Origin of the sequence: Noviherbaspirillum saxi, from assembly GCF_003591035.1 — a bacterium.
Lineage (GTDB): Bacteria > Pseudomonadota > Gammaproteobacteria > Burkholderiales > Burkholderiaceae_D > Noviherbaspirillum > Noviherbaspirillum saxi.
Genome location: NZ_QYUO01000003.1, coordinates 229,189 through 251,994, shown reverse-complemented (window position 1 = coordinate 251,994; position 22,806 = coordinate 229,189). Strand labels below are relative to the sequence as shown.

At 57.2% G+C, this 22,806-nt stretch carries 20 protein-coding genes and 1 pseudogene; 16 read left to right on the top strand and 5 right to left on the bottom strand.

Annotation, left to right across the window (positions count from 1 at the left end; genetic code table 11):
* Positions 1-14 precede the first annotated feature (14 nt).
* Both D3871_RS24430 and D3871_RS24425 read left to right on the top strand, forming a co-directional pair.
* On the top strand, positions 15-782 hold the full coding sequence (locus tag D3871_RS24430) for a sulfite exporter TauE/SafE family protein (RefSeq protein WP_199724912.1): 768 nt from the start codon (positions 15-17) through the stop codon (positions 780-782).
* Between the two features lie 14 nt (positions 783-796).
* Positions 797-1,564, top strand: a complete 768-nt coding sequence (locus D3871_RS24425; protein WP_119771726.1) for a fumarylacetoacetate hydrolase family protein — start codon at positions 797-799, stop codon at positions 1,562-1,564.
* Here the strand turns inward: D3871_RS24425 and D3871_RS30370 are convergent.
* Both D3871_RS30370 and D3871_RS24420 read right to left on the bottom strand, forming a co-directional pair.
* A complete protein-coding gene (locus D3871_RS30370; RefSeq protein WP_158598041.1) occupies positions 1,548-1,691 on the bottom strand; it encodes a hypothetical protein in 144 nt (47 codons plus the stop codon). The genes D3871_RS24425 and D3871_RS30370 overlap by 17 nt on opposite strands.
* Positions 1,692-1,781: 90 nt before the next feature.
* Positions 1,782-2,040: pseudogene (locus D3871_RS24420) on the bottom strand (transposase).
* A gap of 1,601 nt (positions 2,041-3,641) precedes the next feature.
* Between D3871_RS24420 and D3871_RS24410 the strand changes: the two are divergent.
* From D3871_RS24410 to D3871_RS24345, 14 genes are all read left to right on the top strand, one after another.
* Positions 3,642-5,135 (top strand): FAD-binding oxidoreductase, encoded by a 1,494-nt coding sequence (locus D3871_RS24410; protein ID WP_119771725.1) that lies wholly within the window; start codon positions 3,642-3,644, stop codon positions 5,133-5,135.
* Entirely contained in the window at positions 5,132-5,413 is a 282-nt protein-coding gene (locus tag D3871_RS24405) for a hypothetical protein (RefSeq protein WP_119771724.1), read from the top strand. Before D3871_RS24410 ends, D3871_RS24405 begins: the two co-directional genes overlap by 4 nt.
* The gene (gene xylB, locus D3871_RS24400) at positions 5,410-6,933 is read left to right on the top strand and encodes a xylulokinase (protein ID WP_119771723.1); all 1,524 of its coding nucleotides are present in this window, start codon (positions 5,410-5,412) and stop codon (positions 6,931-6,933) included. The genes D3871_RS24405 and xylB overlap by 4 nt, the downstream gene beginning before the upstream one ends.
* A 5-nt stretch (positions 6,934-6,938) precedes the next feature.
* Positions 6,939-8,045 (top strand): ABC transporter ATP-binding protein, encoded by a 1,107-nt coding sequence (locus tag D3871_RS24395; RefSeq protein WP_119771722.1) that lies wholly within the window; start codon positions 6,939-6,941, stop codon positions 8,043-8,045.
* 49 nt (positions 8,046-8,094) lie between these two features.
* Entirely contained in the window at positions 8,095-9,444 is a 1,350-nt protein-coding gene (locus D3871_RS24390; RefSeq protein WP_119771721.1) for an ABC transporter substrate-binding protein, read from the top strand.
* 72 nt (positions 9,445-9,516) lie between these two features.
* Entirely contained in the window at positions 9,517-10,404 is an 888-nt protein-coding gene (locus D3871_RS24385) for a carbohydrate ABC transporter permease (protein WP_119771720.1), read from the top strand.
* Positions 10,401-11,237 carry a carbohydrate ABC transporter permease gene (locus tag D3871_RS24380; RefSeq protein WP_119771719.1) on the top strand — a complete coding sequence of 279 codons (837 nt, stop codon included), beginning with the start codon at positions 10,401-10,403 and terminating at the stop codon, positions 11,235-11,237. Before D3871_RS24385 ends, D3871_RS24380 begins: the two co-directional genes overlap by 4 nt.
* A gap of 2 nt (positions 11,238-11,239) precedes the next feature.
* A complete protein-coding gene (locus D3871_RS24375) occupies positions 11,240-12,010 on the top strand; it encodes an SDR family NAD(P)-dependent oxidoreductase (protein WP_119771718.1) in 771 nt (256 codons plus the stop codon).
* A gap of 13 nt (positions 12,011-12,023) precedes the next feature.
* Positions 12,024-13,115 (top strand): glycerol dehydrogenase, encoded by a 1,092-nt coding sequence (locus D3871_RS24370; RefSeq protein ID WP_158598040.1) that lies wholly within the window; start codon positions 12,024-12,026, stop codon positions 13,113-13,115.
* 191 nt (positions 13,116-13,306) lie between these two features.
* Positions 13,307-13,930, top strand: coding sequence for a hypothetical protein (locus D3871_RS24365; RefSeq protein ID WP_119771716.1), 624 nt, complete (start codon positions 13,307-13,309; stop codon positions 13,928-13,930).
* 70 nt (positions 13,931-14,000) lie between these two features.
* The gene (locus D3871_RS24360) at positions 14,001-14,753 is read left to right on the top strand and encodes a transporter (RefSeq protein WP_119771715.1); all 753 of its coding nucleotides are present in this window, start codon (positions 14,001-14,003) and stop codon (positions 14,751-14,753) included.
* Between the two features lie 312 nt (positions 14,754-15,065).
* Positions 15,066-15,611 carry a sigma-70 family RNA polymerase sigma factor gene (locus tag D3871_RS24355; RefSeq protein WP_199724911.1) on the top strand — a complete coding sequence of 182 codons (546 nt, stop codon included), beginning with the start codon at positions 15,066-15,068 and terminating at the stop codon, positions 15,609-15,611.
* Positions 15,608-16,297 carry an anti-sigma factor gene (locus D3871_RS24350; protein WP_158598039.1) on the top strand — a complete coding sequence of 230 codons (690 nt, stop codon included), beginning with the start codon at positions 15,608-15,610 and terminating at the stop codon, positions 16,295-16,297. Before D3871_RS24355 ends, D3871_RS24350 begins: the two co-directional genes overlap by 4 nt.
* A gap of 388 nt (positions 16,298-16,685) precedes the next feature.
* Positions 16,686-17,570, top strand: coding sequence for a DUF4394 domain-containing protein (locus D3871_RS24345; protein WP_119771712.1), 885 nt, complete (start codon positions 16,686-16,688; stop codon positions 17,568-17,570).
* A gap of 104 nt (positions 17,571-17,674) precedes the next feature.
* Here D3871_RS24345 and D3871_RS24340 read toward each other — a convergent pair whose 3' ends face one another.
* The 3 genes from D3871_RS24340 to D3871_RS24330 form a co-directional block, all read right to left on the bottom strand.
* Positions 17,675-18,394 (bottom strand): GNAT family N-acetyltransferase, encoded by a 720-nt coding sequence (locus tag D3871_RS24340; RefSeq protein WP_119771711.1) that lies wholly within the window; start codon positions 18,392-18,394, stop codon positions 17,675-17,677.
* Positions 18,395-18,415: 21 nt separating this feature from the next.
* Positions 18,416-20,983 (bottom strand): ankyrin repeat domain-containing protein, encoded by a 2,568-nt coding sequence (locus D3871_RS24335; protein WP_147376888.1) that lies wholly within the window; start codon positions 20,981-20,983, stop codon positions 18,416-18,418.
* Between the two features lie 617 nt (positions 20,984-21,600).
* Positions 21,601-22,677, bottom strand: a complete 1,077-nt coding sequence (locus D3871_RS24330; protein WP_233575801.1) for a LacI family DNA-binding transcriptional regulator — start codon at positions 22,675-22,677, stop codon at positions 21,601-21,603.
* Positions 22,678-22,806 lie beyond the last annotated feature (129 nt).

Below are 22,806 nucleotides of genomic sequence, written 5' to 3'. Positions count from 1 at the left end.
CACCCTTATTCTAGTTGTTCAACCTGCTCTCTCCTTTTATGACTTTCGAATTCGTTTCCCAACACGCGCTGCTGCTTGCTGTCATTGTCAGCGCCTATTTCATCCGCGGCGTCACTGGGTTCGGCTCGGGCCTGATCGCCGTGCCGTTGCTGGCCTTTTCTTATCCGCTGCAAATGGTGGTGCCGCTGATTTTGGCCATGGACTTCATCGCGTCGTTCCTGCTCGGCAGCGCATCGGCCAAGCAGGCAGACTGGACGGAAATCAAGCGCCTTCTGCCATTTGGCGCGATTGGTGCTGCGTTCGGCGTGTTCGCGCTGATCCGCTTTCCTTCCGTCGTCGTGCTGCTGGCGATGGGGATATTCGTGATGTACTTCGGCATGCGCAACGTGTTGGGCATCCAGCCGCAAGGCCATGTATCGGCGCTGTGGGCGCTGCCGGCCGGCCTGATCGGCAGCACCGCCGGAGCGTTGTTTGGTACCAGTGGACCGCCGTACATCATCTATCTCACGCACCGCCTGCAAGACAAGACCGCTATCCGCGCCACGTTCTCCTGGCTGTTCGTGATTGACGGCGGCCTGCGCCTGACTCTGTTCGCGGTCACCGGCCTGTTGTTGGCGCGAGAGACCCAGATTGCCATCGCCGCCGCGTTGCTGCCGATGATGGCCGGTCTGTACCTCGGCAACAAGGTCCATCTGAATATATCAAAAGAAACAATGTTGAAATTCGTGGGAGCCATTCTCGTCGCCAGCGGCGGCTCCCTCATCGGTAAAGCAATCATCTGAAAGGGAGAATAGGAATGAAATTCGTTCGATTTGAATACAACGGCGCTGTTGGGTTTGGCGTGATGGACGGCGACGATCGTGTCCGGGTGTATAAAGGAGACATGTTTGCCGACTGTAACGAGACTGATGTCACAGTCGTAAGGGCCGAGATCAAACTGCTGCCGCCGACCAATCCTGGTGCGATGATTGCGTTATGGAACAACTCGAAACAGCAGATCGCCGAGCTCAAGCGGGAAACGCCGAAAGAGGCGCTGTGGTTCCTCAAGCCAGCCAGCAGTTTCATCACCGACGGCGACACCATCGTCATCCCGGGCGGCGAAGCCCAACGTGTGGTGTTGGAAGGCGAGCTTGGCATTGTTATCGGCCGCCGCTGCAAGGGTGCGACCGAGCAGGAAGCGGGCGATTGCATCTTCGGCTATACGGTGATCAACGACGTTACCGCGCAAGACGTTGTGGGCCGTGATTCCACCTTTCCGCAGTACAGCCGGGGCAAGGGTTACGACACCTTCAGCGTGTTTGGCCCATGCGTGGAAACCGATGTTGACCCGCTGACCTTGCGCATCGAGTCGTACATCAATGGCGACCGCTGCCAGGATTACCCTGTCACCGACCTGGCCTTCAATCCGCACCAGATCGTCGCGGAATTGTCGCGCACCATGACCCTGCGTCCCGGCGACGTCATTGCCTGTGGCACCTCACTTGGCGTCAAGCCGATCCACCCGGGCGACACGGTTGAGATCCGCATCCCTGGCATTGGATCGCTAGTCAACCGCGTCGCCTGACCAGCTCCAGCGGCGGGGCAACGATTGCCGCCTCGTCGCCCTCCCCTCCATTCACGATGTCGGGCCATACCGGTCCCCAGATCGCGACAGGCCGCGACGGGTCTGGTATTTCTGGTAGCAATCGCATTCCACAGTCAAATACCACCGGCAAAGCCGGTGGCTTGATATTGTGAGCGCCTCAAAGGCGCTTATGAAACCGTGAGCCGCCCTTGGCGGCTTACCCCATTTCGAGCTTCATCTGGTCATACCGCTCATTCTCGTCTTCCTGATTGCGGATGTATGCACGCACCATGTGCCCGTCCTTGACACCGCGTACTTCGGTGGAATGCTGATGCACATATGCACGTAGTCTTCCATCATGTGGCCTTCCACTATCCTCGCCTCCTTGTGCGAGACCAGCTCGTGAAATATTTCACCCGAATGCCGGCGCAGCACTCCGATATCCGTTTCGTTCGCCGCTTCGGTATGAATACCACGTGATATTTGCAGTCCTATCTCGTATGGTTCAGGCTCTGATACTCTTTCATTGTGAATTCTCTTTCTCTTGGCAGAGATCAGAAATTCACGCAGACCGTCGTAAAGCTCAAACCTTGGTGAGTCCCCCGGAAAATCCGGGGGCTTACCTCTTTGAGTTAGCGCCAAAATGAAAGATTCCGCGTAACAATCGCTCTTGACCTTTACATGCCGATGTTACGGCGTCCCACCAATCGACGAGTTCTGTGCATTTCTCATTTACATAGCTTAAGAAGCTTTCTGCAGGGGGCGTCTCAGCGAGGGAAAACATCGCAGTGGGAATAGGGTGGTGTTTGCATCGAACTCCCGGTTGACGTAATAGATTGCCTTCTTGCGCATGCCGACTGAGGCAATTAGCTGTGCCGCATCCCGTGCATCCTGTCGAAAAGAATGAATTATGAACTAGACAGGTAAGAACAGTGCTAAGGTCATAAAGACTGCAATGAAAGCCAAGCTTAAGGCACTCAATGCACTCAATGCAGAAACGCGGTCGATACTCGGACGTATGTCGTTGACCGGCGAGGGTTAAAACGGTCCGGTCTGGAAAAATCGACTTCAATCTGACCGGCTCAACACCAAGAAGGCATGACAACTTCTCCAGGTTGATCCAACGATTTTCGCCATCGATTCGCAGTCGAGACCCTGCTCGGGTGGTATCGCTCAGGTCAGGACGTCGAACGGCGCCTGCCAGTGCTGTCGGCATACCTCGGCCATGCGCATGTCGGCGATTCCTAGTGGTACCTCAGCACCCATCCACAGGTTATGGCTTTGGCGATGGCCCGTATGGCTCCGTGTTGTTCCATCAGGAAGAGAGCCTGCGCTTCAGTTTCAACGCCACCTGCAAGAATTAGCATCCGCAACGATTGGTCAGTTGTGAGCATCGCAAACAATGCATTTGAACCGCCTGGACGGGGAAATAGAAGCGTCGCTCTTGGCCGAACTGCGACGCGCATTAACATAGCTGCGACATAGGTGAAGACTATACACAGCTGTCGGATATGAGCAGCCGACAGACGAATCTTGCTCTTTTGATGTGTTTCGAAATGACTGGCAGCTGAAGGTGACGGGAACGATATCAACACATCTGGATTGGCATGATGGACGTTTCAAAACCGGGCAACCGAGTGAGTGCTTGTACGATCTCCGGCTGACATTTTCGTCTTTGTGCGAAGCCAATCAGTTCCCTTATCGCGCTAATTGCCAAGATCTGGTTTCCTCGTAACACATGTACAAGCGCATCGACCAACTGCTGTGTATCGACATAGTTATCGGCGTCGATAGCCTTCCACAACTCCTGGAACAGCTTGTCCGTGAAAATCTTGGAGGCAAAAATCCGTACCCGTAGATAACCGCGGAATGAAGTGAATGGAGTTCAAACGTGTTGCACTCCGCACTTGCCAGCAACCATTGCCGTTTAGGTCAGCCATCATAGGTTACGGGAAGGTTAATAATTTCTTTCTCGTAACTTACAGTGTAAAAAACCAATTGACAGCCAAAAAACTCTTTTGCACAATATGAACAATCGTTTGTTCATGTTCAATTAACGTGGTGGCAAAGGAATGCAATGGCAAATCTAGCAACTCCCGTATTTTCGGAAGGCTCTGTGCCAGAGCTCAGCGATGAGACTCTGGCAGGCTTTTCCGCAATCGTCGGCAATGAGAATGTCTTGACAGGAAAGGCTGATCGTTATGCCTACAGCCGGGACCGGATGCCCTACGGCTTGTTCAAACTTCGCGCCGACAGCTTGCCAGGCACTCTGCCGGGGGCGATCGTGTCGCCACGCGACGCCGACGAAGTGCAGGCGGTGGTCGACTACGCGCGGCAGCGCAAGCTGAGGCTGATACCGTTCGGCGCCGGTTCGGGCGTCCTGGGTGGCACGGTGCCGCTGGTGGACGAGGTCATGGTCGATCTCAAGCGTCTTAACCGCATCGTCGACCTGAATACGGTTGACGGCACCGTCACGGTCCAGGCTGGCATGAACGGCATGCAATTCGAGCAGGAACTGGCGCAGCGCGGCTTTACCGCCGGCCATCTGCCGCAATCCATCGCGATGTCGACGGTGGGCGGTTGGGTCGCCTGCCGAGGCGCCGGCCAGGCCTCGTCGCGCTACGGCAAGATCGAAGACATGGTGCTCGGGCTGAAGGCGGTGCTGCCGAACGGGAAAAAGGTCGAGGTCCGTCCAGTCGCGCGGCGCGCGGTAGGGCCCAGCATCAAGGACTTGTTTGTCGGCTCCGAAGGGGTGCTTGGTTTCATCACCGAAGTCACCTTGCGGGTATGGCGCCAGCCGGAATATGCAACGCCTTTGGTACTGGCTTTCCGGACAATTGAAAGCGGCTTCCAGGCCTTGCGCGAAGTCATGCAAAGCGAGCTGCGCCCGGAAGTCATTCGCTTGTACGATGAAAAGGAAAGCGCCCAGCGGACCGAAGGCATGCTCGAATTTGCCGACCGTCCTATCCTGTGCATCATGAAGTTCTCCGGCAAGGAACAGCTTGCGACGGTCGAACGCGACATGTCGCTGGCGATCTGCCGCAAGCACGACGCCGTTCTTGCCGGGCTCGCTCCTTACGAACACTGGGAAGCCACGCGCTTCCACTCGTACTCGACCAAGTGGCAAAGCGATGGCCACTACATGGATACGATTGAGGTCACCGGCACCTGGACCCATCTGCTGGACATGTACACCGCCATGCGCGTGGCGGCCCAGGCCATTCATCCAGAGATGCACTTCGGCGCACACTGGTCCCATATCTATCCCGAAGGCGCCTGCCAGTACATGACCGTGCGGTTGCCGCCGATGCCTGAACAAGACGCGATCCTGCTGCATCAGCAGGCGTGGGATACGATTGAGCGTCTCTGTCTGGAAATGGGCGGGTCGGTTGCGCACCACCATGGCGCCGGACTGTTCCGCAATCCCTGGGTGCGTGTCGAGTTGAACGAAGGGCTCAACATGCTGCAGATCCTCAAGGATGGACTGGATCCGGACAATCTGATCAACCCCGGAAAGCTCGCCCTGCGCCAGCCGACCGGCTCAACTTGGCAAATGAAGGAATCGGCATGAGCGAATATATCAATGCATTGACGATCTGCGCCTACTGTCCCAATACCTGCCGCCCCAGCTATGCGGCAAACGAGGATGTGCAGATCGAGTCGCAGACGCCGTCGGCGCTGTCGCTGATCACCCTTGCGGTTTTGAAGAAACGCCTGCCGATGGATGAAGACACCCGCGCGGCCCTCGGTCGCCGGGCCGCAGCGAACGCCAGCATCGGTCATTGCACCTATGGGCTGAACATTCCCGTCGCCCTCGACGCAGCGCTAGCAGAAGGAACTCCGGCATGAGCGGCGGCGCAGCTCGCACCTGGCTGATGGGTATCGACATCGGTGCCGGCAGTCTCAAGACCATGATCATCGACAGCAGCGGCAAGGTCTGCGGCAGCGCTGCGAGTGACATCGCGACGCATTCACCGAAGCCGCGCTGGAGCGAGCAGGATCCGATGGATTGGTGGAAGGCCGTCTGCACGACCGTGCCGCTCGCACTGAAAGAAGCAGGCATTGCCGCCGCCGATATCGCCGGCATTTCCTTCAGTGCCGGCGCGCATACGCCGGTGCTGGAAGATGCGCAGGGTAATCTGGTGCGACCTGCCATTCTCTGGAACGACCAGCGCAGCGGCGAAGAATCGCGCGAACTGCAGGACAAGTATGGTGAACGCATTCTAAAGCTAGGGCTGAACCGGCCCGCGCCGACCTGGACGCTGCCCCAATTTCTATGGCTGGCGCGTCATGAGCCGGAAGCGGTCAGGCGCACCGCTCGCGTCTATGTCGCGAAGGACTGGCTGCGTTCGCGGCTGACCGGCACTTGGGAAACCGACCGCACAGAAGCGGTCGGCACGCTCCTGTTCGATCCGGCGCGCGACCAATGGTCGCCCGAACTGTGCGATCTGGCGCAATGGGATATCGCCACCTTGCCGCCGCTGGTGACGCCGACATCCATCGTCGGCAAAGTCACGGCAGCTGCCGCCAGGGCGACCGGCTTGGCCGAAGGCACGCCAGTGGTGTGTGGCACCTCGGACACCTCGATCGAAACCTTCGGCGCGGGTTCCGTCGCGCCCGACGATGGAACGATCAAGCTGGCGACCGCCGGTACGGTCAGCGTCGTCAGCCGCGAGCCGCGGGTTCATCCGACCTTGATCAACTATCCGCTGGCGGTGCCCGGTCTCTGGTACACCATCACCGGCACCAATAGCTGCGCGTCGGCGCATCGCTGGTTCCGCGACCGCTTTCTGATGACGCCGGGCAGAAGCGGCAGTGAAGCTTTTGCCGAGATGGACCGGCTGGTCGGCACCGTTCCGGCCGGGGCCGAGGGGTTGCTGTTCCATCCTTACCTGCAAGGCGAGCGCGCGCCGTACTGGGATCCGATGCTGCGCGCCGATTTCGTGGGCATGACCTTCCGCCATGACATCGCGCATTTCTCCCGCGCGATCTATGAAGGCATCGCGTTTTCATTGCGCGATGTGCTGGAGCAGTTCCGTGCACAGGATATGCAGGTCAAGACCGCGCGCATCATTGGCGGCGGCTCGAAGAGCGCGATCTGGCGTCAGATCGTGGCCGATGTGCTGAATGTCGAAATCCTGCTGCCGGAAACCACCGACGCGTCGTTTGGTGCGGCCTTGCTGGCAGGTGTGGGCGTGGGAGTGTTCACCGACGAACTCTCCGCTGCAAAACTGTGCGCGCGCGTGGTCGACCGTTCGCTACCCGATCCCGCCAGCGTCGCGTTCTACGACAAGCTGTTCGCGGTGTACAAGGATGCGCAGGCCGGTCTCGCGCAAGTCAATCATGCACTGTCACGCATTACGGGATAAACACGATGACGAATATTGTTCTATCCCAGGTCAGCAAGCGATATGGCGAACAGCCGGTGGTGAACAGTCTTGACCTGGACATGGCCGACGGCGAATTTGTCGTGCTGGTCGGCCCGTCCGGCTGCGGCAAATCGACCACACTGCGCATGCTGGCGGGCCTGGAGGATGTCAGCAGCGGCACCATCCATATCGGCGGCCGCGATGTGACGATGCTGCAGCCCGGCGAACGCAACATCGCGATGGTGTTCCAGAACTACGCGCTGTATCCGCACAAGACGGTCTACGAAAACCTGGCTTTCGGGCTGCGCATGCGCAAGGTGCCGGCGGCGGAAATCGAAAGCAAGGTGCGCTGGGCCGCGCAAATGCTCAGCATCGACGCACTACTGCCGCGCAAGCCGCGCCAGCTTTCCGGCGGACAGATGCAGCGCGTATCGCTCGGGCGCGCACTGGTGCGCTCACCCGAAGTCTTTCTGCTGGACGAGCCGCTGTCTAACCTCGATGCCAAGCTGCGCATTCGCATGCGCGAAGAAATCGCACAGCTGCACAAGCGGGTCGGAACCAACATGGTCTATGTCACGCATGACCAGGTGGAAGCGATGACGCTGGGCGACCGGATCGTGATCATGAATCAGGGGCAGGTGCAGCAGATAGGGCGGCCGCTGGATGTCTACGATGCGCCGGCCAACCTGTTCGTGGCCGGTTTCATCGGCGCACCGGAGATGAATCTGGTCAGGGGCAATGTACAGGATCAGGGTGGCCGCTTGATGTTCGTGGCGCCCGGCATGTCGCTCGGCTTGCCCGCGCCGATTCCCGCAGGCGTCAGGGCAGGGAAGGAGATCGTGCTGGGCATCCGTCCCGAGCATGCGGGCATGGCAAGCGACGGTATTGCCGCCGCCACGGTGGTGCTGGTCGAACAGCTGGGTGCGCAGACCCTGTCGGTACTGGAACTCGACCATGGCAAGGGTTCCGAGCAATCCGCCGCAACCCGCGTGCGCGTACTGACCGGCCGGCGCAACGACGTCGGGGTGGGAGACCGCGTCAGGCTGACGCTCGACATGTCCCGCATCCATTTATTCGACGCCGAATCCGGCGTCAATCTGAAGCTGTCGTAACGGCAATCACAAGGCAACTCCGATTCACAATAACTCGAAGGAGACTGACATGAACCAGTTTGACAAAGACGATGTATTGGCACAGGAAGCGTTGCTTGCGCAAACGAAGCCGGCGGTGGGACGGCGCGATGTGTTGAAGTCGGTGGTCGCCGGGGCGGCGCTGATGGCCGTTGGCGCACCATCCGTGCTGGCGCAGGGAAAAACGTTGCGCTTCCTGAATGCGGAACCGGGGCGCGACTCGGTGCGCGCGCTGCGCGTGGCCGCCGCCGAATATGAAAAGAAATTCGGCGTGAAAGTCGTGATCGACACGGTGCCGCCTGACGATGCCTATAACAAGATCCAGAGTTCGATTGCGGCGGGCACGCCTTACGACGTAGGCACGCTGGCTTTCGCCGGCCACGTACTGCTGCTGGCGCAGGCAGGCAAGCTGGTCCCCCTCACCAAGCTGGTCCAGCGGCACAAATGGGGCCCGAACGTGCTGTTCCCGATCAAGGACGAAAACTACTGGTATCCCTACGATTACAACTTTTGCTGGATGTATTACCGCAAGGACCTGTACCAGCAAAAGGGCTTGAAGGTGCCGACCACCTGGGACCAGATGGCGGAAAACTGCAAGGCGCTGACCGAAGGCGGCAAGTTCGGCGTCGGCCATCCGGTGGGGGCGAACGCGGCGGCGCAGTGGATGTCGCTCGGCTATATGTGGGCCGACGGCGTGCGCCTGCTCGACAATAACTTCAAGCTCATCGTCGATAATGCGGAGATGAAGCCAAAGGTGACGCGCTACCTCGACTTCATGAAGAAGATGGGACCGAGCATGCCGTCCGGGATGACCCAGGCGTTGTTCGGCACCGTGCTCGGCCAATACTCGGGTGGCCAGATCGCGCATGCGCCGTATGCAGGCCGGCTGATCGAAGTGATTGAGGACAAGGCACCCGACCTGGTCGCCAAGACCGGCTTCTTCATGTACCCGGACAGCGCCGGAAGCGGACAGGCGGTCAACCATGGCTATGACGGCTGGGTCGTGCTGAACACGCCCATGCGCGACGAATCCCTGAAGTTCATGGAGTGGTTCGTCGACAACCATTACATCAACTTCCTGCACTCGGCGCCGCTGCATATGCAACCGCCGCGCATGGATGTCTATGACGACATCCGCTGGCGCGCCCACCCGCTGATCGAAAAGCATGCGGAACTCGTTGACTTCATGAAGAGCATGCTCACCCGCAAGGATGTGGCGATCCGCTCGATCGACACAGAAGGGCCGGGAGTGGACCTGCGTCCCGGCAAGATGTTCGAGACCTTCGCGATTTGCGACGCGATCCAGAACGTACTGTACAAGGGCATGCCGCCGGCAGAAGCGGTCGACATCATGGCGGCGAAATACCGCACGGTGTTGTAACGAAGTTCCGCCCGGCCTGAGCATGAAGGCCGGGTGACACCCTCTCATGATTGCCCACGTCCAGACAGGCCTATGCTTTCCTTTCGTACAAACAGCGATAAGTTCTTGCTTGGCGCATTCATCGCCAGCGTCGCGATCACCTTGCTGCTCATTTTGTTCCCGGTCGTTCACGCGATCCAGCTGAGTTTTTACCAGTCCGAATCCTTCGTCTCCGAACGCACCTGGATCGGCGCCGGAAACTACCTGCGAGTGCTGCAGGAATCCGGCTTCTGGCGCGCCTTCGGCATCGGCGTCACCTTCAGCGTGCTGACCATCGTGTTGCAGGTTGCGTTGGGCATAGGCTGCGCATTGCTGCTGGACCAGCCCTTCTTCGGCCGGCCGGTAATCCGTGGCTTGGCGGTGCTGCCGTATCTCTTGCCCACCGTGGTTGTCGCAGTCGCTTTTCAGTGGCTCCTGGACGGCAGTCTCGGCTTGTTCACCATCTGGGCCGAAGAGCTTGGTCTCGGCCGGCCGGCATGGTTCGAAGATCCGGTGATGGCGATGGTCGTCGTGGTGATCGCCAGCGTATGGACCTGGACGCCCTTCGTGACCATTTCCTTCCTGGCCGCGCTGCAGACCATTCCGAAGTCCTTGTATGAAGCGGCACGTGTCGATGGAGCGGGTTCATGGAACCGCTTCTGGCATGTCACGATTCCGATGCTGGTACCGATGCTGATGGTCATCGTCCTGCTGCGCAGCATCTGGATGTTCAACAAGTTCGACATCATCTGGCTGATGACCAAAGGCGGACCGCTGTCGGCGACCGAACACCTGCCGGTCATGGCGTATAGACGTGCGTTCATGCAGTACGACGTCGGCGGCGGCGCCGCCGTCGCCACGCTGTCCTTCGCCGTACTGTCGCTACTGATTCTGGTGTACTTCTATTTCTATCCGCTCGACGGCAAGGAGGGCAATAAATGAACAAGCGGTCTCTTCCGTTGCGTGCGCTTACTCTGGTTGCCGCCGCACTTCTCGGCCTGTGGTCCTTCTTCCCGATTTACTGGATGATCGTGTCCAGCCTGCGACCCGAACGCGACCTGTTCGCGCCGCCGACGCTGATCCCCAAAACCATAGACTGGAAATTCAGCGCCTATCGCAATCTGCTGGAACTGACCGATTACCCGGTGCAGTTCGCCAACAGTGTGGTGGTGGCGCTGGCGGTGGTGGTGATCACGCTCCTGATTTCGGTGGTTATCGCCTATGTCGTCACGCGCTACAAGGTGCCCGGCAAGACCGCGATCATCGGCAGCATGCTGTATGCGTATATGTTCCCGCCCTTGCTGCTGGCAATTCCGCTGCTGTCCATTTTTGCACGCATGGGTTTTTCGGATCATCTGATCGCCGTGGTGTTCGCACACTGCACGCTCAGCATCCCGTTGGGCGTCTGGATGCTGTGGGGGTTTTTCAAGGCCATGCCCTTCGACCTGGAGGAAGCCGCGATGGTGGATGGATGCTCGCGCGCCGGTGCATTTTTCAGAATGGTGCTGCCACTGTCGGCGCCGGGCATCATCACCGTCGCGATATTTTCCTTCTTGCTGTCGTGGACCGATTATGTGTTTTCCTTCGTGCTGGTCAACAGCGATGCGAACAAGACATTGCCTGTCGGACTGGCATCGGTGCTGGGCACCTTCGATGCGCGCTGGGGCGAACTGATGGCGGGGGCGACGCTGATTGCATTGCCGTTGTTCATCATGTTCATGTTCCTTAGCCGCTACTTCATCAAGGGCCTGGCGGCCGGCGCACTGAAAGGATAGCCATGGATTTCGGATTGACGGGGAAGGTGGCGTTGATCACAGGCGGGGGGCGCGGAATCGGCTTCTGCGATGCGCAGGCGCTCGGTGCGGAAGGAGCAACCGTGGTCATCAACGAGGTTGACGAAGCGGCCGCCGCCGATGCGGTGGAATCGCTTCAGCAGAGCGGCATCGACGCCACGTTTTTCGTTGGCGATGCCGCCGACGAGAATGTGGCGCGGGACACCGTGAACCGAGTCTTTCAGCGATATGGCCGTCTGGATATCCTGGTCAACAATGCCGGCGTCGGCGTCAAGCCGGCTTACCAGGTGCAGGACATGCCGGTTGACGTCTGGGACAGAATGATCCATGTGCACATGCGAAGCACTTTCCTCTGGTCGCGCGAGGCCGTAGGAATGATGAAGGCGAGAGGGTTTGGGCGCATTGTCAACATGTCGTCGATGAACTTCACCGGCGGCGGCCGGCCGGGAGTAGCCCACTATGCAGCGGCAAAGGCCGGCATACTGGGCTTTACGCAAACGCTTGCCAAGGAAGTCGGGCCCTTTGGCATCACTGCCAATGCGATTGCGCCGGGCTATGTCGAAACCGAATTGATCGCTCAGTTTTCGGAAGAAATGCGCGAACGTCTCTGCAGGCAGAACCCGGCGGGCCGCACCTGTCGTCCGTCCGAGGTGGCGGCACTGGTCACCTTCCTATGCTCGACGCAGGCCGGCTTCATCAATGGCGAACTGGTCTGCATGGATGGTGGCAGGCGGGATTTTTATTGGGGTAATTGAAAGGATATCGAAGATGGCGATCAAGACAATCGGCTTTCCCGGCAGGTACGTGCAAGGCCCCGGCGCGATACGTGAACTCGGCGGCTTGCTCAAGGAATTCGGCAGCTCCTCTCCGGCGATCGTCATGGACGACATCGTGCGGCAGGCAGCCGGCCAGCAATTGCAGGAAGCGCTGGGATCGGCCGGCATCACCGGACGACATTTGCGCTTCGCCGGCGAATGCACGAAAGCGGCAATCGATGGACTGGCAGCGGAGGCGGCCGGTGCCGACATGGTCATCGGCTTCGGCGGCGGCAAGACCATCGATACCGCGAAAGGTGTCGCCAAGGCGCTGGGTTGCCGCCTGATGATCCTGCCGTCGATTGCCTCCAACGACTCGCCGACCAGCCGGCTGATCGTGCTGTACAACGAACAGCACATGGTTGCCGGGGTCGAAGTCATGGTGCGCAATCCGGATGTTGTCCTGGTGGATACCGACATCATTGCGCGCGCACCGGTCCGGTTTTTTGCGGCGGGACTCGGCGATGCGCTGAGCAAGAAGTTCGAAGCGCAGCAATGCCATATTGCAGGCGGCAAGAATTTCTTTGGCACGCCCTCGCTCGCGACGGCCCGGTTGCTTGCCGATCGCTGCTATGAAACGATTCTCGAATTCGGCAGACAGGCGGTGGAACAAGTGCGTGCGCATGCGGCGCCGAACGAGGCGGTCGAGCGCGCGGTCGAAGCATCGGTATTGCTGAGCGGGCTCGGGTTCGAAAGCGGCGGCTTGTCGCTGTCGCATGCATTGACGCGCGGCTTCACTGCGCATCCGGTATTAAGTACATTCCTGCACGGCGAGCTGGTCGCCTTTGGCACCATCGTTCAGCTGATTGCCGAAAACCGTCCGGAAGAGGAAGTACGCAGTCACGCCTTGTTTTGCCATTCGCTCGGCTTGCCGGTACGCTTTGCCGACATGCGGGTGTTCGACATTTCGCAGGCTGAGCTGATCGATATCGCGGAAAAGACCTGTGCGGCGCCTTACATCGGCCATCTGACGCCGTCCGCAGATGTGGCGCGCGTAGTAGATTGCCTGCGGCGCGCGGATCGCCGGGGAAGGAATTTGAGTTAAGAATTTCAATGACTCGTAGCGAGTCTGCGCCAATGACCTGCCTGCTCGCCAGTGACACTCCTCGTGGACCGGGTCGCTTTGGGCTAACATTCGCTTACAGGTGATACACCTGCGCGCGATCCTGTTTCGGTGATCCGTACGTAATATGCTCCTGGCAATGACTACCTGATATCTGCCTTTTGGAGACCACTATGAAACGTACCAAGATTGCAAGTCCAGCCCTCATCCTGAGCGCGCTCGCAACAGCCCTGCTGTCCACTGGCGCCGCCTATGCACAAACAACCTCCGCGACGGACGCTACCGTCACGACAACCACGGCAACTTCGACACCCATAGCAGCCACCGCAACGCCGTCAACGACTACGCAAGTGACCGCCACTACAACCACGGATGTGGCGCCTGGCACAACGACGACAACGGTTTCCGCGACACCGGCCACCACCACAACAGTGACGCCGCCGAATACAGCCACAACGACGACTGCCAGGAAAGGTGCAACCGTCTACAAGCCCGGCACAACGGTGCCCGACGGCGTAACAGCGAAGGCCAATGGAGCCACTGTCGTATTACCTGAATCAGCACAGGCTGGCCAGGCACGTGCCGCCGAGAAGCGCGCAGCAGTGGCGGAAAAACGTGAAGCCCTCGCGGTGTTCAAGACGGAAAAGCCAGTCAAGGTCGATAAGGTGGAGAAAGTCGAAAAGATCGACAAGGTAGAGAAAGTGGAAAAGGTAGAGAAGGTGGAGAGGGTGGAAAAGATCGCAAAGATTGAAAAAATCGAGCGGCCCGAAAAAATAGAGAAGACGCGCCGAAACTAAGCATTTCCTCCCCACCAGCCGGGCAACAAGCGTTGCCCGGTTTTTTATTGGAACAACGATTGTTATTAGAATGAAAAAACTGACTCTCCTCGCAGCTGTACTCCTGTCCCAGGCTGCGCTCGCCGAAAGCAATGTCACCTTGAAGACGGGGTACGACTACACCACAGGCAAGTATGGAACGAACACCGACACTGAAATTACAGCGATCCCGTTCATCGGTACCTACGAGACTGGCAACTGGACATTAAAGGCGTCCATTCCGTATGTGCGCATCACGGGTTCGGACAACGTGGTCGCCGGCGTGGGCGCGGTACGACAGACCTCCGCCACTGTGCGCACGGATTCCGGCATGGGCGATCTTGCGACGAGCGCGACCTACTCGTTCATGATCGACCCAAAGTCTCAGTTCGGCATCGACGTCACCGCGAAAATCAAGTTCGGCACCGCCGACAGCGATAAAGGTCTGGGCACCGGCGAGAACGATTACTGGATTCTGATCGACCCGTACACCAAGATGGGCAATGTGACTTGGTTCGGCGGCATCGGTTATGGCATGCTGGGATCGTCCGAAACATTGAAGCTCAATGACGTCGTCAGCGCCAATGCAGGCCTGTCGTATAAGCTGGACCAACAGGCAAGTGTTGGCGCGATGCTGGACTATCGCAGCAGGTCGACCGACATTGGTTTCGCGCAGCGCGAGCTGACGGGCTTTTACTCACGCAAACTCGGCGGCGGATACAAGCTGCAGGCGTATGCAACCAAGGGCTTTTCCGACGGCAGTCCCGACTGGGGTGGCGGTGTCAACATAGCCTATAATTTTTAATCGCTCGCTGCGCTTGACAGTGTGTTTCGCCGACATGTAGGTGTTCGAGATCTCGCACGCTGATCTGACCGATATCGAGGAGAAGACCTGTGCCGCGCGGACAGCTCGGGAGCAGCTCTGAACTCAGAGCACATGCCAATAAACAATAGCGCAGACAGGCAACCGACACAAAATTGATTTCCATCAATTAAGCATTGACGCGCCTGCCTTAGTCTGAGGCAGCCTGATCCTGGCGAAGCGTGACCGCATACGCCTGAACTTCGAATGCGGCGGCGTAGATAACTCAGCAGTGGAAGCGACGCATGCATCACTATGCCTAATGAGGATTTTGATTATGAAGCGCAACTTCTGGCGTGCGCCCGTGGAGAACGCGCGGCATTGCGTCGCCTGTATGATCGTGAAGCCCGCTGGCTGATGGGTGTCGCTCTGCGCATTGTCCGACGGCGCGAAATAGCCGATGAGGTGTTGCATGATGCCTTTCTTCAAATCTGGAGCAAGGCATCGACTTATAATCCTTCGCTGGGGTCGGCACGCGGCTGGATTTACAGTGTTGTGCGTCATCGCGCACTCAACACAATACGCGATTCGCATCATGAGGTTCCCGCCTCTGAAACGATGATGGACGACATCGTCGAAGACGCTTCCGGCCCGTTGGAGATCTTGGCGCAGCATCGTGCCGCCAGTGCTCTGCATCACTGCTTGAATAATCTGGATACCGACAAGCGTACCTGTATCTTGCTGGCATATGTCGATGGCTACACGCACGCGCAGATCGCTGCACACCTGCAGCGGCCATTAGGCACGGTGAAAGCCTGGACAAGACGTGCGCTGCTCCTTCTTCGGGAATGTTTGTCATGAACTTTTCCGACTCGAACGAGATGCAAATCCTGGCGGGTGAGTATGCGCTGGGCGTGATGCCGCCTGAGGAAAAATCGGTATTCGAGAGCGAACTCCGGCGTAACCCCAGCTTGGCCGCCGCTGTCGCAGACTGGAATGACCGTTTGCTGGTGCTTTCTCCACCGTCGAAGCCGGTTGAACCATCGACGGGACTCTGGCAGCGTATCGAACGCGACTTGCCGAGAAAGACGAGCAGTCACCGGGGCGATGGAATATGGAGCAGTCTGTCTTTTTGGCGGATCAGCAGTATGGGTGGCATGATCGCGTCAGCTGTGCTTGCCCTCAGCTTGCTCACCATGCAGCCCGATTCCCGTGCTCCGACCTACGTCGCGGTGCTGCAAGGAAGCGATGCCGCTGCTTCCTGGATCGTAGAAATCAATGACCAGACCTTGCGCCTGCGTCCCTTAACAAAAACGTCTGTTCCTGCCGGTAAGTCGCTTCAGTTCTGGACCAAGCCCGAAGGTGCGGCAGGGCCGACATCGCTAGGCCTGGTAATGCCTGATCAAAGCACGGTATTGTCTGTACGCCTGCTGCCGGGAATAAGCACCAACCAACTGTTCGAGGTCACGCTGGAACCCGAGTCCGGGTCGCCGGTTAATCGTCCTACCGGCCCGATCCTCGCGCTTGGGAAAGCAGTGCCCCTATGACAGTGCACGCGGGAACATCCTTTCTATCGTCGCAATGATCTAGTGTAGTGTTTCACTCTTCTTGAGACATAAAAGTGCGTCTTTCACGCCGACTCTTCGTTGCAAATCCTCGCAATAGCTCGCAATTGCTGCGGTGTGCGCCTCGATTCGCCGCGAAATCCATCACTTTTATAAGTCTCAATCTACGTGAAACACTACACTGCTTTTCTTATTTTTCTTCCAGCTGCATCCAATACGACCTCTCCTGTGTAGTACTACCGTCGATTCGCCATACTGCTCGCAAACGGCGCTGGAGGCCTCGACAAGGGTATGCAGTTCAATTCAATAAGCTAGCGGTAATCCAGTGGCATTGATATTGGTACCGCAGTATCTCTACAGGAGCATAGTCATGAATAAATATTTGCGTCCGGCAGCGATTGTCACATTACTCGCCACGGTATTTTCTGTTCAGGCGACCGAAGCGACGGGCAATAAATCCGAATCGCACGAGCAAAAAACCCGTTCTCTGGAAGTCATCGGATTGACCGAAGATCAGCGCCTGATTTCCTTTAACGAAAAAAGCCCGGAAAAGGCACACAGCATCGGCACGGTTACCGGGTTGATGTCGGGGGATATGCTGGTCGGTATCGACTATCGCGTGCAGGACGGAAAATTGTATGGCGTCAGCAAGACCGGTGGCATCTATATGCTTGACACCGGCAATGCCAGTGCAACAAAGGTCAGCCAGCTCACCGTGGCGATGGAAGGCGGTTCTTTCGGCGTTGACTTTAACCCTGCCGCCGACCGCCTGCGGGTAGTCAGCGATACAGGGCAGAATTTGCGGCATAACATCAATGCGGCAGGAGTCACGCTGGTCGACGATCCGCTTGATTATCCGCCGGCTACGTCGCTCAACAGTATTGGTCCAAACGCGACCGGCGTGACGGCTTCCGCTTATACCAACAACGATCTGGACGCATCGACGGCGACCACCCTCTATGCAATTGACACAAACCTCGATCAGGTCGCACTGCAATCTCCGCCCAATGATGGAACGCTGGCCGGCACGGGAAAACTCGGTACGGACGCGACCGCTTCCACCGGATTCGATATTTACAGTACGGTGCGCGATGGCATTGCCGTTGACGTGCGAGGGCTTGCTTCATTGAGGGAAGCAAGTGGAGCCTCGTCCTTGTACAGCATCAATCTATCCACTGGAAAAGCGACTCGTCGGGGCAGTTTCTCCAACGAGAACAATATGATTGGCATTGCGATTCCACTGGAGCAGCTATAACAGAACAGGCAGGCCGATCGGAAGTCGTTTGACGTTGTGATGGCGCCGGTAGTGCAGGCTTCCATGCCTGCACTACGAGAAAGACTTTTGCAGGCCTGCGCGTATCAACATAGCGGGACACTATATGGTTGATGCAATGTGTAACTTTCGCTCTGGATACCATGAAGCGCGTCGACATACTCATACGGAACAACGCTGGCCAATGACTGAAGCGGGTTGGGGTATATTTCCAGCTTATCGGCCATCTTCTCGATGCTTTCAGCCGTCACCAGCGGCACACCGAGTTGACGTGCTTTCGCTTTCGCCGCTTCGAGCAATGCATCTTTCGCGCCTGCCGGCGTTCCTGCGCGTTCATAATACCGTTCGAGCTGCAATACCGCATGAGGGCTCTGTGGATTGCAGTCGTCCCACAGCAGCCGAAGCATCTGGCGTGCGACAGTGATGCCATTCCCGTTTTTGACCGCTGTCATGCGGTATTTCGGATCCAGAACGTACCCAAGCAATGCCCTGTTGAAAGTGCCGTCGCCGTTGGTATGCTGACAGCTGCCTGCCACCACGGTTCCACATAGGAACAGCTCTTCGACGTCATCGGTATCGACGATTTTCCAGACTGTGCTCTTGTGCGACTTCCCGCCATTGGAAATCAGCGCACGCAGGTCTTTCAGGTCCGCGCGCAACTGATTGAATTCCTGATCGCCGGGCAAAGCCTGCAGGGCCGATTTGATGTCTCTTAACTGCTGCGACGGATCTATCGTCTCCAGCAACTTTAGTAGCGCTTGCTCCGCTGCGGCATTGGCTGGCTTAGTCGTTTGCTGAAGATCCATTCCATCGTTGCCATTGTCGCTTCACGCTGCATCGAGGATCGGGAATGTATTCTCGGCTACGTGTCTATCATCAACAATTTTTTGTTTCAGATAGGGGGCAACATCGACCTGCTTTGATGCGCCTTCTGCATTCAATGCATCCATCGCTTTCTGTGGGATGAATACGCTTTGACGCCAAAGGTCCGCCACCTCAGGTGAAGCGCGGCGTAAAGCATGCATAATATGCCCGGATGCGTCGGGGGCATATCTCGATCTGGCAAAATCCGTTCTTTCATCGGGGAGCAGTAACAGGCGAGCCAGCTTTCTGAGGGCAGGCTTCAAACTATCATCTTTGAGTCCATGGATTGTGTTTCCGTACACGATCAGTGCGTCCGGGTCGCGTGCGGTCGATCGATACGCGGTGAACAGGTTTGACAATTTCGCCGCGCCAATACCCGGTGAAAATATCTGGTCAAATACGTCTGTAAATGCATTGGCGATCTTTGCCTGGGTGTCGACGGTATACAGTTTTTCAAGATTCCATTTTCCTTCGTCTGCATCTTCCCAGTCGAGAGCAGCTTCCGTATTCAAATTTGCGACGACTATAAGAGATCCAAGCATAGCGAAGTTACTAACCAGATTTTCTTGATCCTCCGGACTGCACTTGCTGGGGTCTTCGAGCAGGGGAGTGGCAGCGTTAAGAAGACGAAGTTTGGTTGGGATGCCTTGAATGCTTGCAATCTGTCGCAAGGCGGTGATGATGCCCTTTGCACGAGCCGCATCCTTGAAATAAACCTGTCGCAGGATTTTGGCCAGGTTCTGGACTTTCTCGGGAACTTTATATTCCCCGGGACCTTCCTGTTCTGTACAGAGCGGAAGAGCGAATATCGCAAATAGGCCCATATGAGAACGGTCAAAGTGCTGAAGCAAGCTGTTCAACGCCGTCGTTATCGTGCCGTCCTTCACACCACGATGTGCGAATATTTCGCAAGCCTGCCGACTCACCGGGAACGGGTGCAAGCGCGCCAGTGATTTGAATAAGGGCGCCAGTTTTGCCCATGTCTTTTCATCGCTGATTGGCCCGACACGTGCGCTTAAATACAACTGGACCTGAACAAGTTGCATTTTCAGTTCCGGATCGCGCAAGATATTACGTTGGCGGCGCCAAATCTCGCAGTCAGAGGAATCTTTCTCGTGTAACTTACTGACGATCTTATCCACTCCACCAAAGTCATCGCCTGAATCACTGGATTTGATAAGAGAGGGAAGATTTTTGGTGATGCATTCCAGGGCTTCCCAAAGCCGCTGATCCGGGTTATCCAAGTATTCCAGTTCGTCCGAGTCCTCGGAAACATCCGAGTCGCTGGAGACGTCCGAGTCGTCCAGACTTAAAGAAGAGCGTTCCATTTCCCGTTTGATCGAGAACGCCGCGCACTTGATGACGATCTCTTCCGTCAATGCCCATTCATGTACGTTGCTCCAAAATCCCTCGGCTTCCATCTGACAATATGCTTCTTCCGCAAGCTCGGATAGATAGTTCTCATTGGTAATCCCGAAAGCCTTTCGTACTTCCATAAGGAAGGATGGATCTTCCTTGACATAAGCAAGCGCCGCTGTCTGTCGATTCTTTTCGTCATGTAGCGCGAACAAATCCAACGCATGGATTATCACTTTTTGTCCGAGCCGTTGTTCGCACATCTGCGCTGCAAGAGCGGCCCTTTCAGGTTCGTTTAAAAGAAAAGCATCTGCATGCCCGGGAGGCCCTTCAGACGCGTGGCCTGAATATTCCTCTCCTTTAATGGCCGCATGTAACCAGTCCAACCGCTCTTGAGCACCGAGTTCAATGGTATGAAAGTAATCGCGAAGGCCTGAAAGAAAGCCAGGAGGTTGCCAACGGGCATGGGTCAGCACGTTCGCCAGCAAGATGAATTGGGATTCTCTTGTCGTTAACTGAAAATCTTCGGGGATTTGCGCGAAGGGATATACGTCGGTGCACTTGAAGAAGGAGCGCGCAGCCAACTCTGCCCTACCTGTCTCGTTTAATCCATGATATTTGGCGTTGGCGAGTTGATTGATGAATTGCGTTTTAGCGCCTGCCAGATATTCATAGTCATCGAACCACGTGTTGTCATATAGCGAAGGCAGGATATTCTGTAAGTGCTCCAGGCGAACTCTAGCTGTGAGTTCAGGGCTGTCCAGTCCGACATACGCGTTCTTGAGAAGATACTTCACAAGCTGTTTATCGCCTTTGTTGTTATCCGCAAAATGAAAAATCGGTGAGTGAAGGTTGTGCAGACAGCCCGGGCCGATGCCTGCTTCCTCAATGAAAAAGTGGACTATGTCGGAATGGCCCTCGTTGACGGCCGCAAGAAAAGCGTCAGTCCATCCATTCAACGTATTAGTCCACGCGTTCGTTTGATAGGGCGGAATCAAATTAGCGTTATATATGAATCGAATGACGTTGGCATGGCCGTTTTCAGCTGCTTCAGTTACTGCATTCTGCAGTTCGTAGAGATCCGGGTTTCCTATTTTCTCAAGTAGCAATTGGAGAACGCTGACACTTCCTTCGATTGCCGCCCAGACAAAAGGCGTAGTCTTTACGCCATCCATCTCAAAGGGCATAGTCAAACGGGGCCGCGGCCCGTCCAGTAATTTGAGGATACGAAGAGTTGCCGGCCCTCGGCAATCCGGTATTGGCAGGATACTGTCACTTACCCCATCAGGTCTAAGGGACTCGACGTGGATTACGCTGGATTCGGTTGGACTATCCTGGTCGCTGGCCCTTGAGTGTGCATTACTGGCGGCAGAGGGCAACGAACCGCGTCGCCGGTTTCTTTGCGCTATCCCGGATATCGCGTCAGAGGTGGATGCATGGGAAATGGTGTGCGGGTCATGAGATGCGTTGTTGCCTCGTGCAGGGGAGAATGCAGCCGAGCTATCCGGAGCGGAAATGGCAGGTGAAGTAGGCATGAGAAAAAACTCTTTAGCGAAAATATGTACGGCGCAATCTGTGATCCGGTAAGCAGAAGCCTGTCCTGACGCAATCGAACCAGTATGTCCGGACGTATTACGCTGTGAGTGGCCGTAGCGGCCAATAAGTTCGAGGTTTGTTCACTTCCAGAAGCGAGAGGCCTGGAATGGCGTTGATGGCGTGCGTGGTCAAGCGTGAAGCGGAGTGATTTTCATACACCGAGCCTGCAATTCGATTCAGTGGAATTGGCGGTCGATCAAGTCTTCCTGCTGCGATCCGGGGCCGGACCGGTAGATCCCCGCACCACCAGTTGCAGTGGACGCAGCGCGCTGCGGATATTGGTCTGGCGACCTTCTATCAGATCGATCAGGCCGGTTGCGCCGTCATAGCCCATTTTTTCCACTGGCATCTGTACCGTGGTCAAAGGCGGAAAGATGGCTTCTGCAATCGGACCGTCATGCACGGTCACTACCGACAAATCCTGCGGCACGCGCAAGCCATACTGCTGTACAGCCATGATCGCGCCGGTAGCGGCGGCCAGCGTGATGGGAAAGACGGCGGTCGGCGGTTCGCCGGCCTGATTCAAAATTGCGCGCATCGCTTCGGCGCCGCCCTTGATGGTATAGCCGGATACTGCTACCAGCTTGGGGTCATAGGGTATGCCGGCCTCTGCCAGCGCCTCGCTATAGCCGGCGAAGCGGCCGATACCCGTGGACGGATTGAGCTGGCCGGACAAATGTGCGATGCGCGTATGGCCAAGACCGATCAGATGCCGCATCGCCATCTTCGCGGCCTCGCCGCTTTCGAAGTAGATCGAGTTTTCAATGCCTTCCACGGTCCGGTTGAGTATGACCACCGGCACCCTGGTTTTCTTGGCGGCGGCCAGTACGACGCTGTTATCATCCAGCGTCGTAATCAGCAGGCCATCGACGCGATTGGCGCTGGCCAGCCTTTCATAGGCGTCGTCGTCGGACGAGCCTTCCTCAATGTGCGCGATCAGCAGCGAATAGCCGCGGTCGCGCGCACCCCGTTCCGCGCCGATGATCATTTGCGAGAAGACCGGATTGTCCAACTGCGGAACGGCGATGCCGAGCGTGAAGGTTTTGGCTGCGCGCAGGCTGCGCGCGGTCATGTTCGGTTGATATTCAAGCCGTTTGGCTGTCTCCAGAATGCGCTGGCGCGTTTCCTCGGCGACGCGCTGATTCTGGTCACCGCGCAACACGCGAGATGCGGTCGACACGTCAACGCCTGCCTGTTGCGCCACATCATTCAGCGTGGCACGCGCACCCATGGCCACGGAAGAGGACTGTTCGCTGCGTGCTTTTCTCGGCATGGCGTTTGTTGAGAGTGCGTTCGTAAATGGAAGGTTTTGCAGACTCCTCCGCCTGATTACGCTTGTCCGCAAGCGAATGCACCTGCTTGCAGGGGAGGCAAGGTATTTTACTAGCTGGGGACGAGGCGG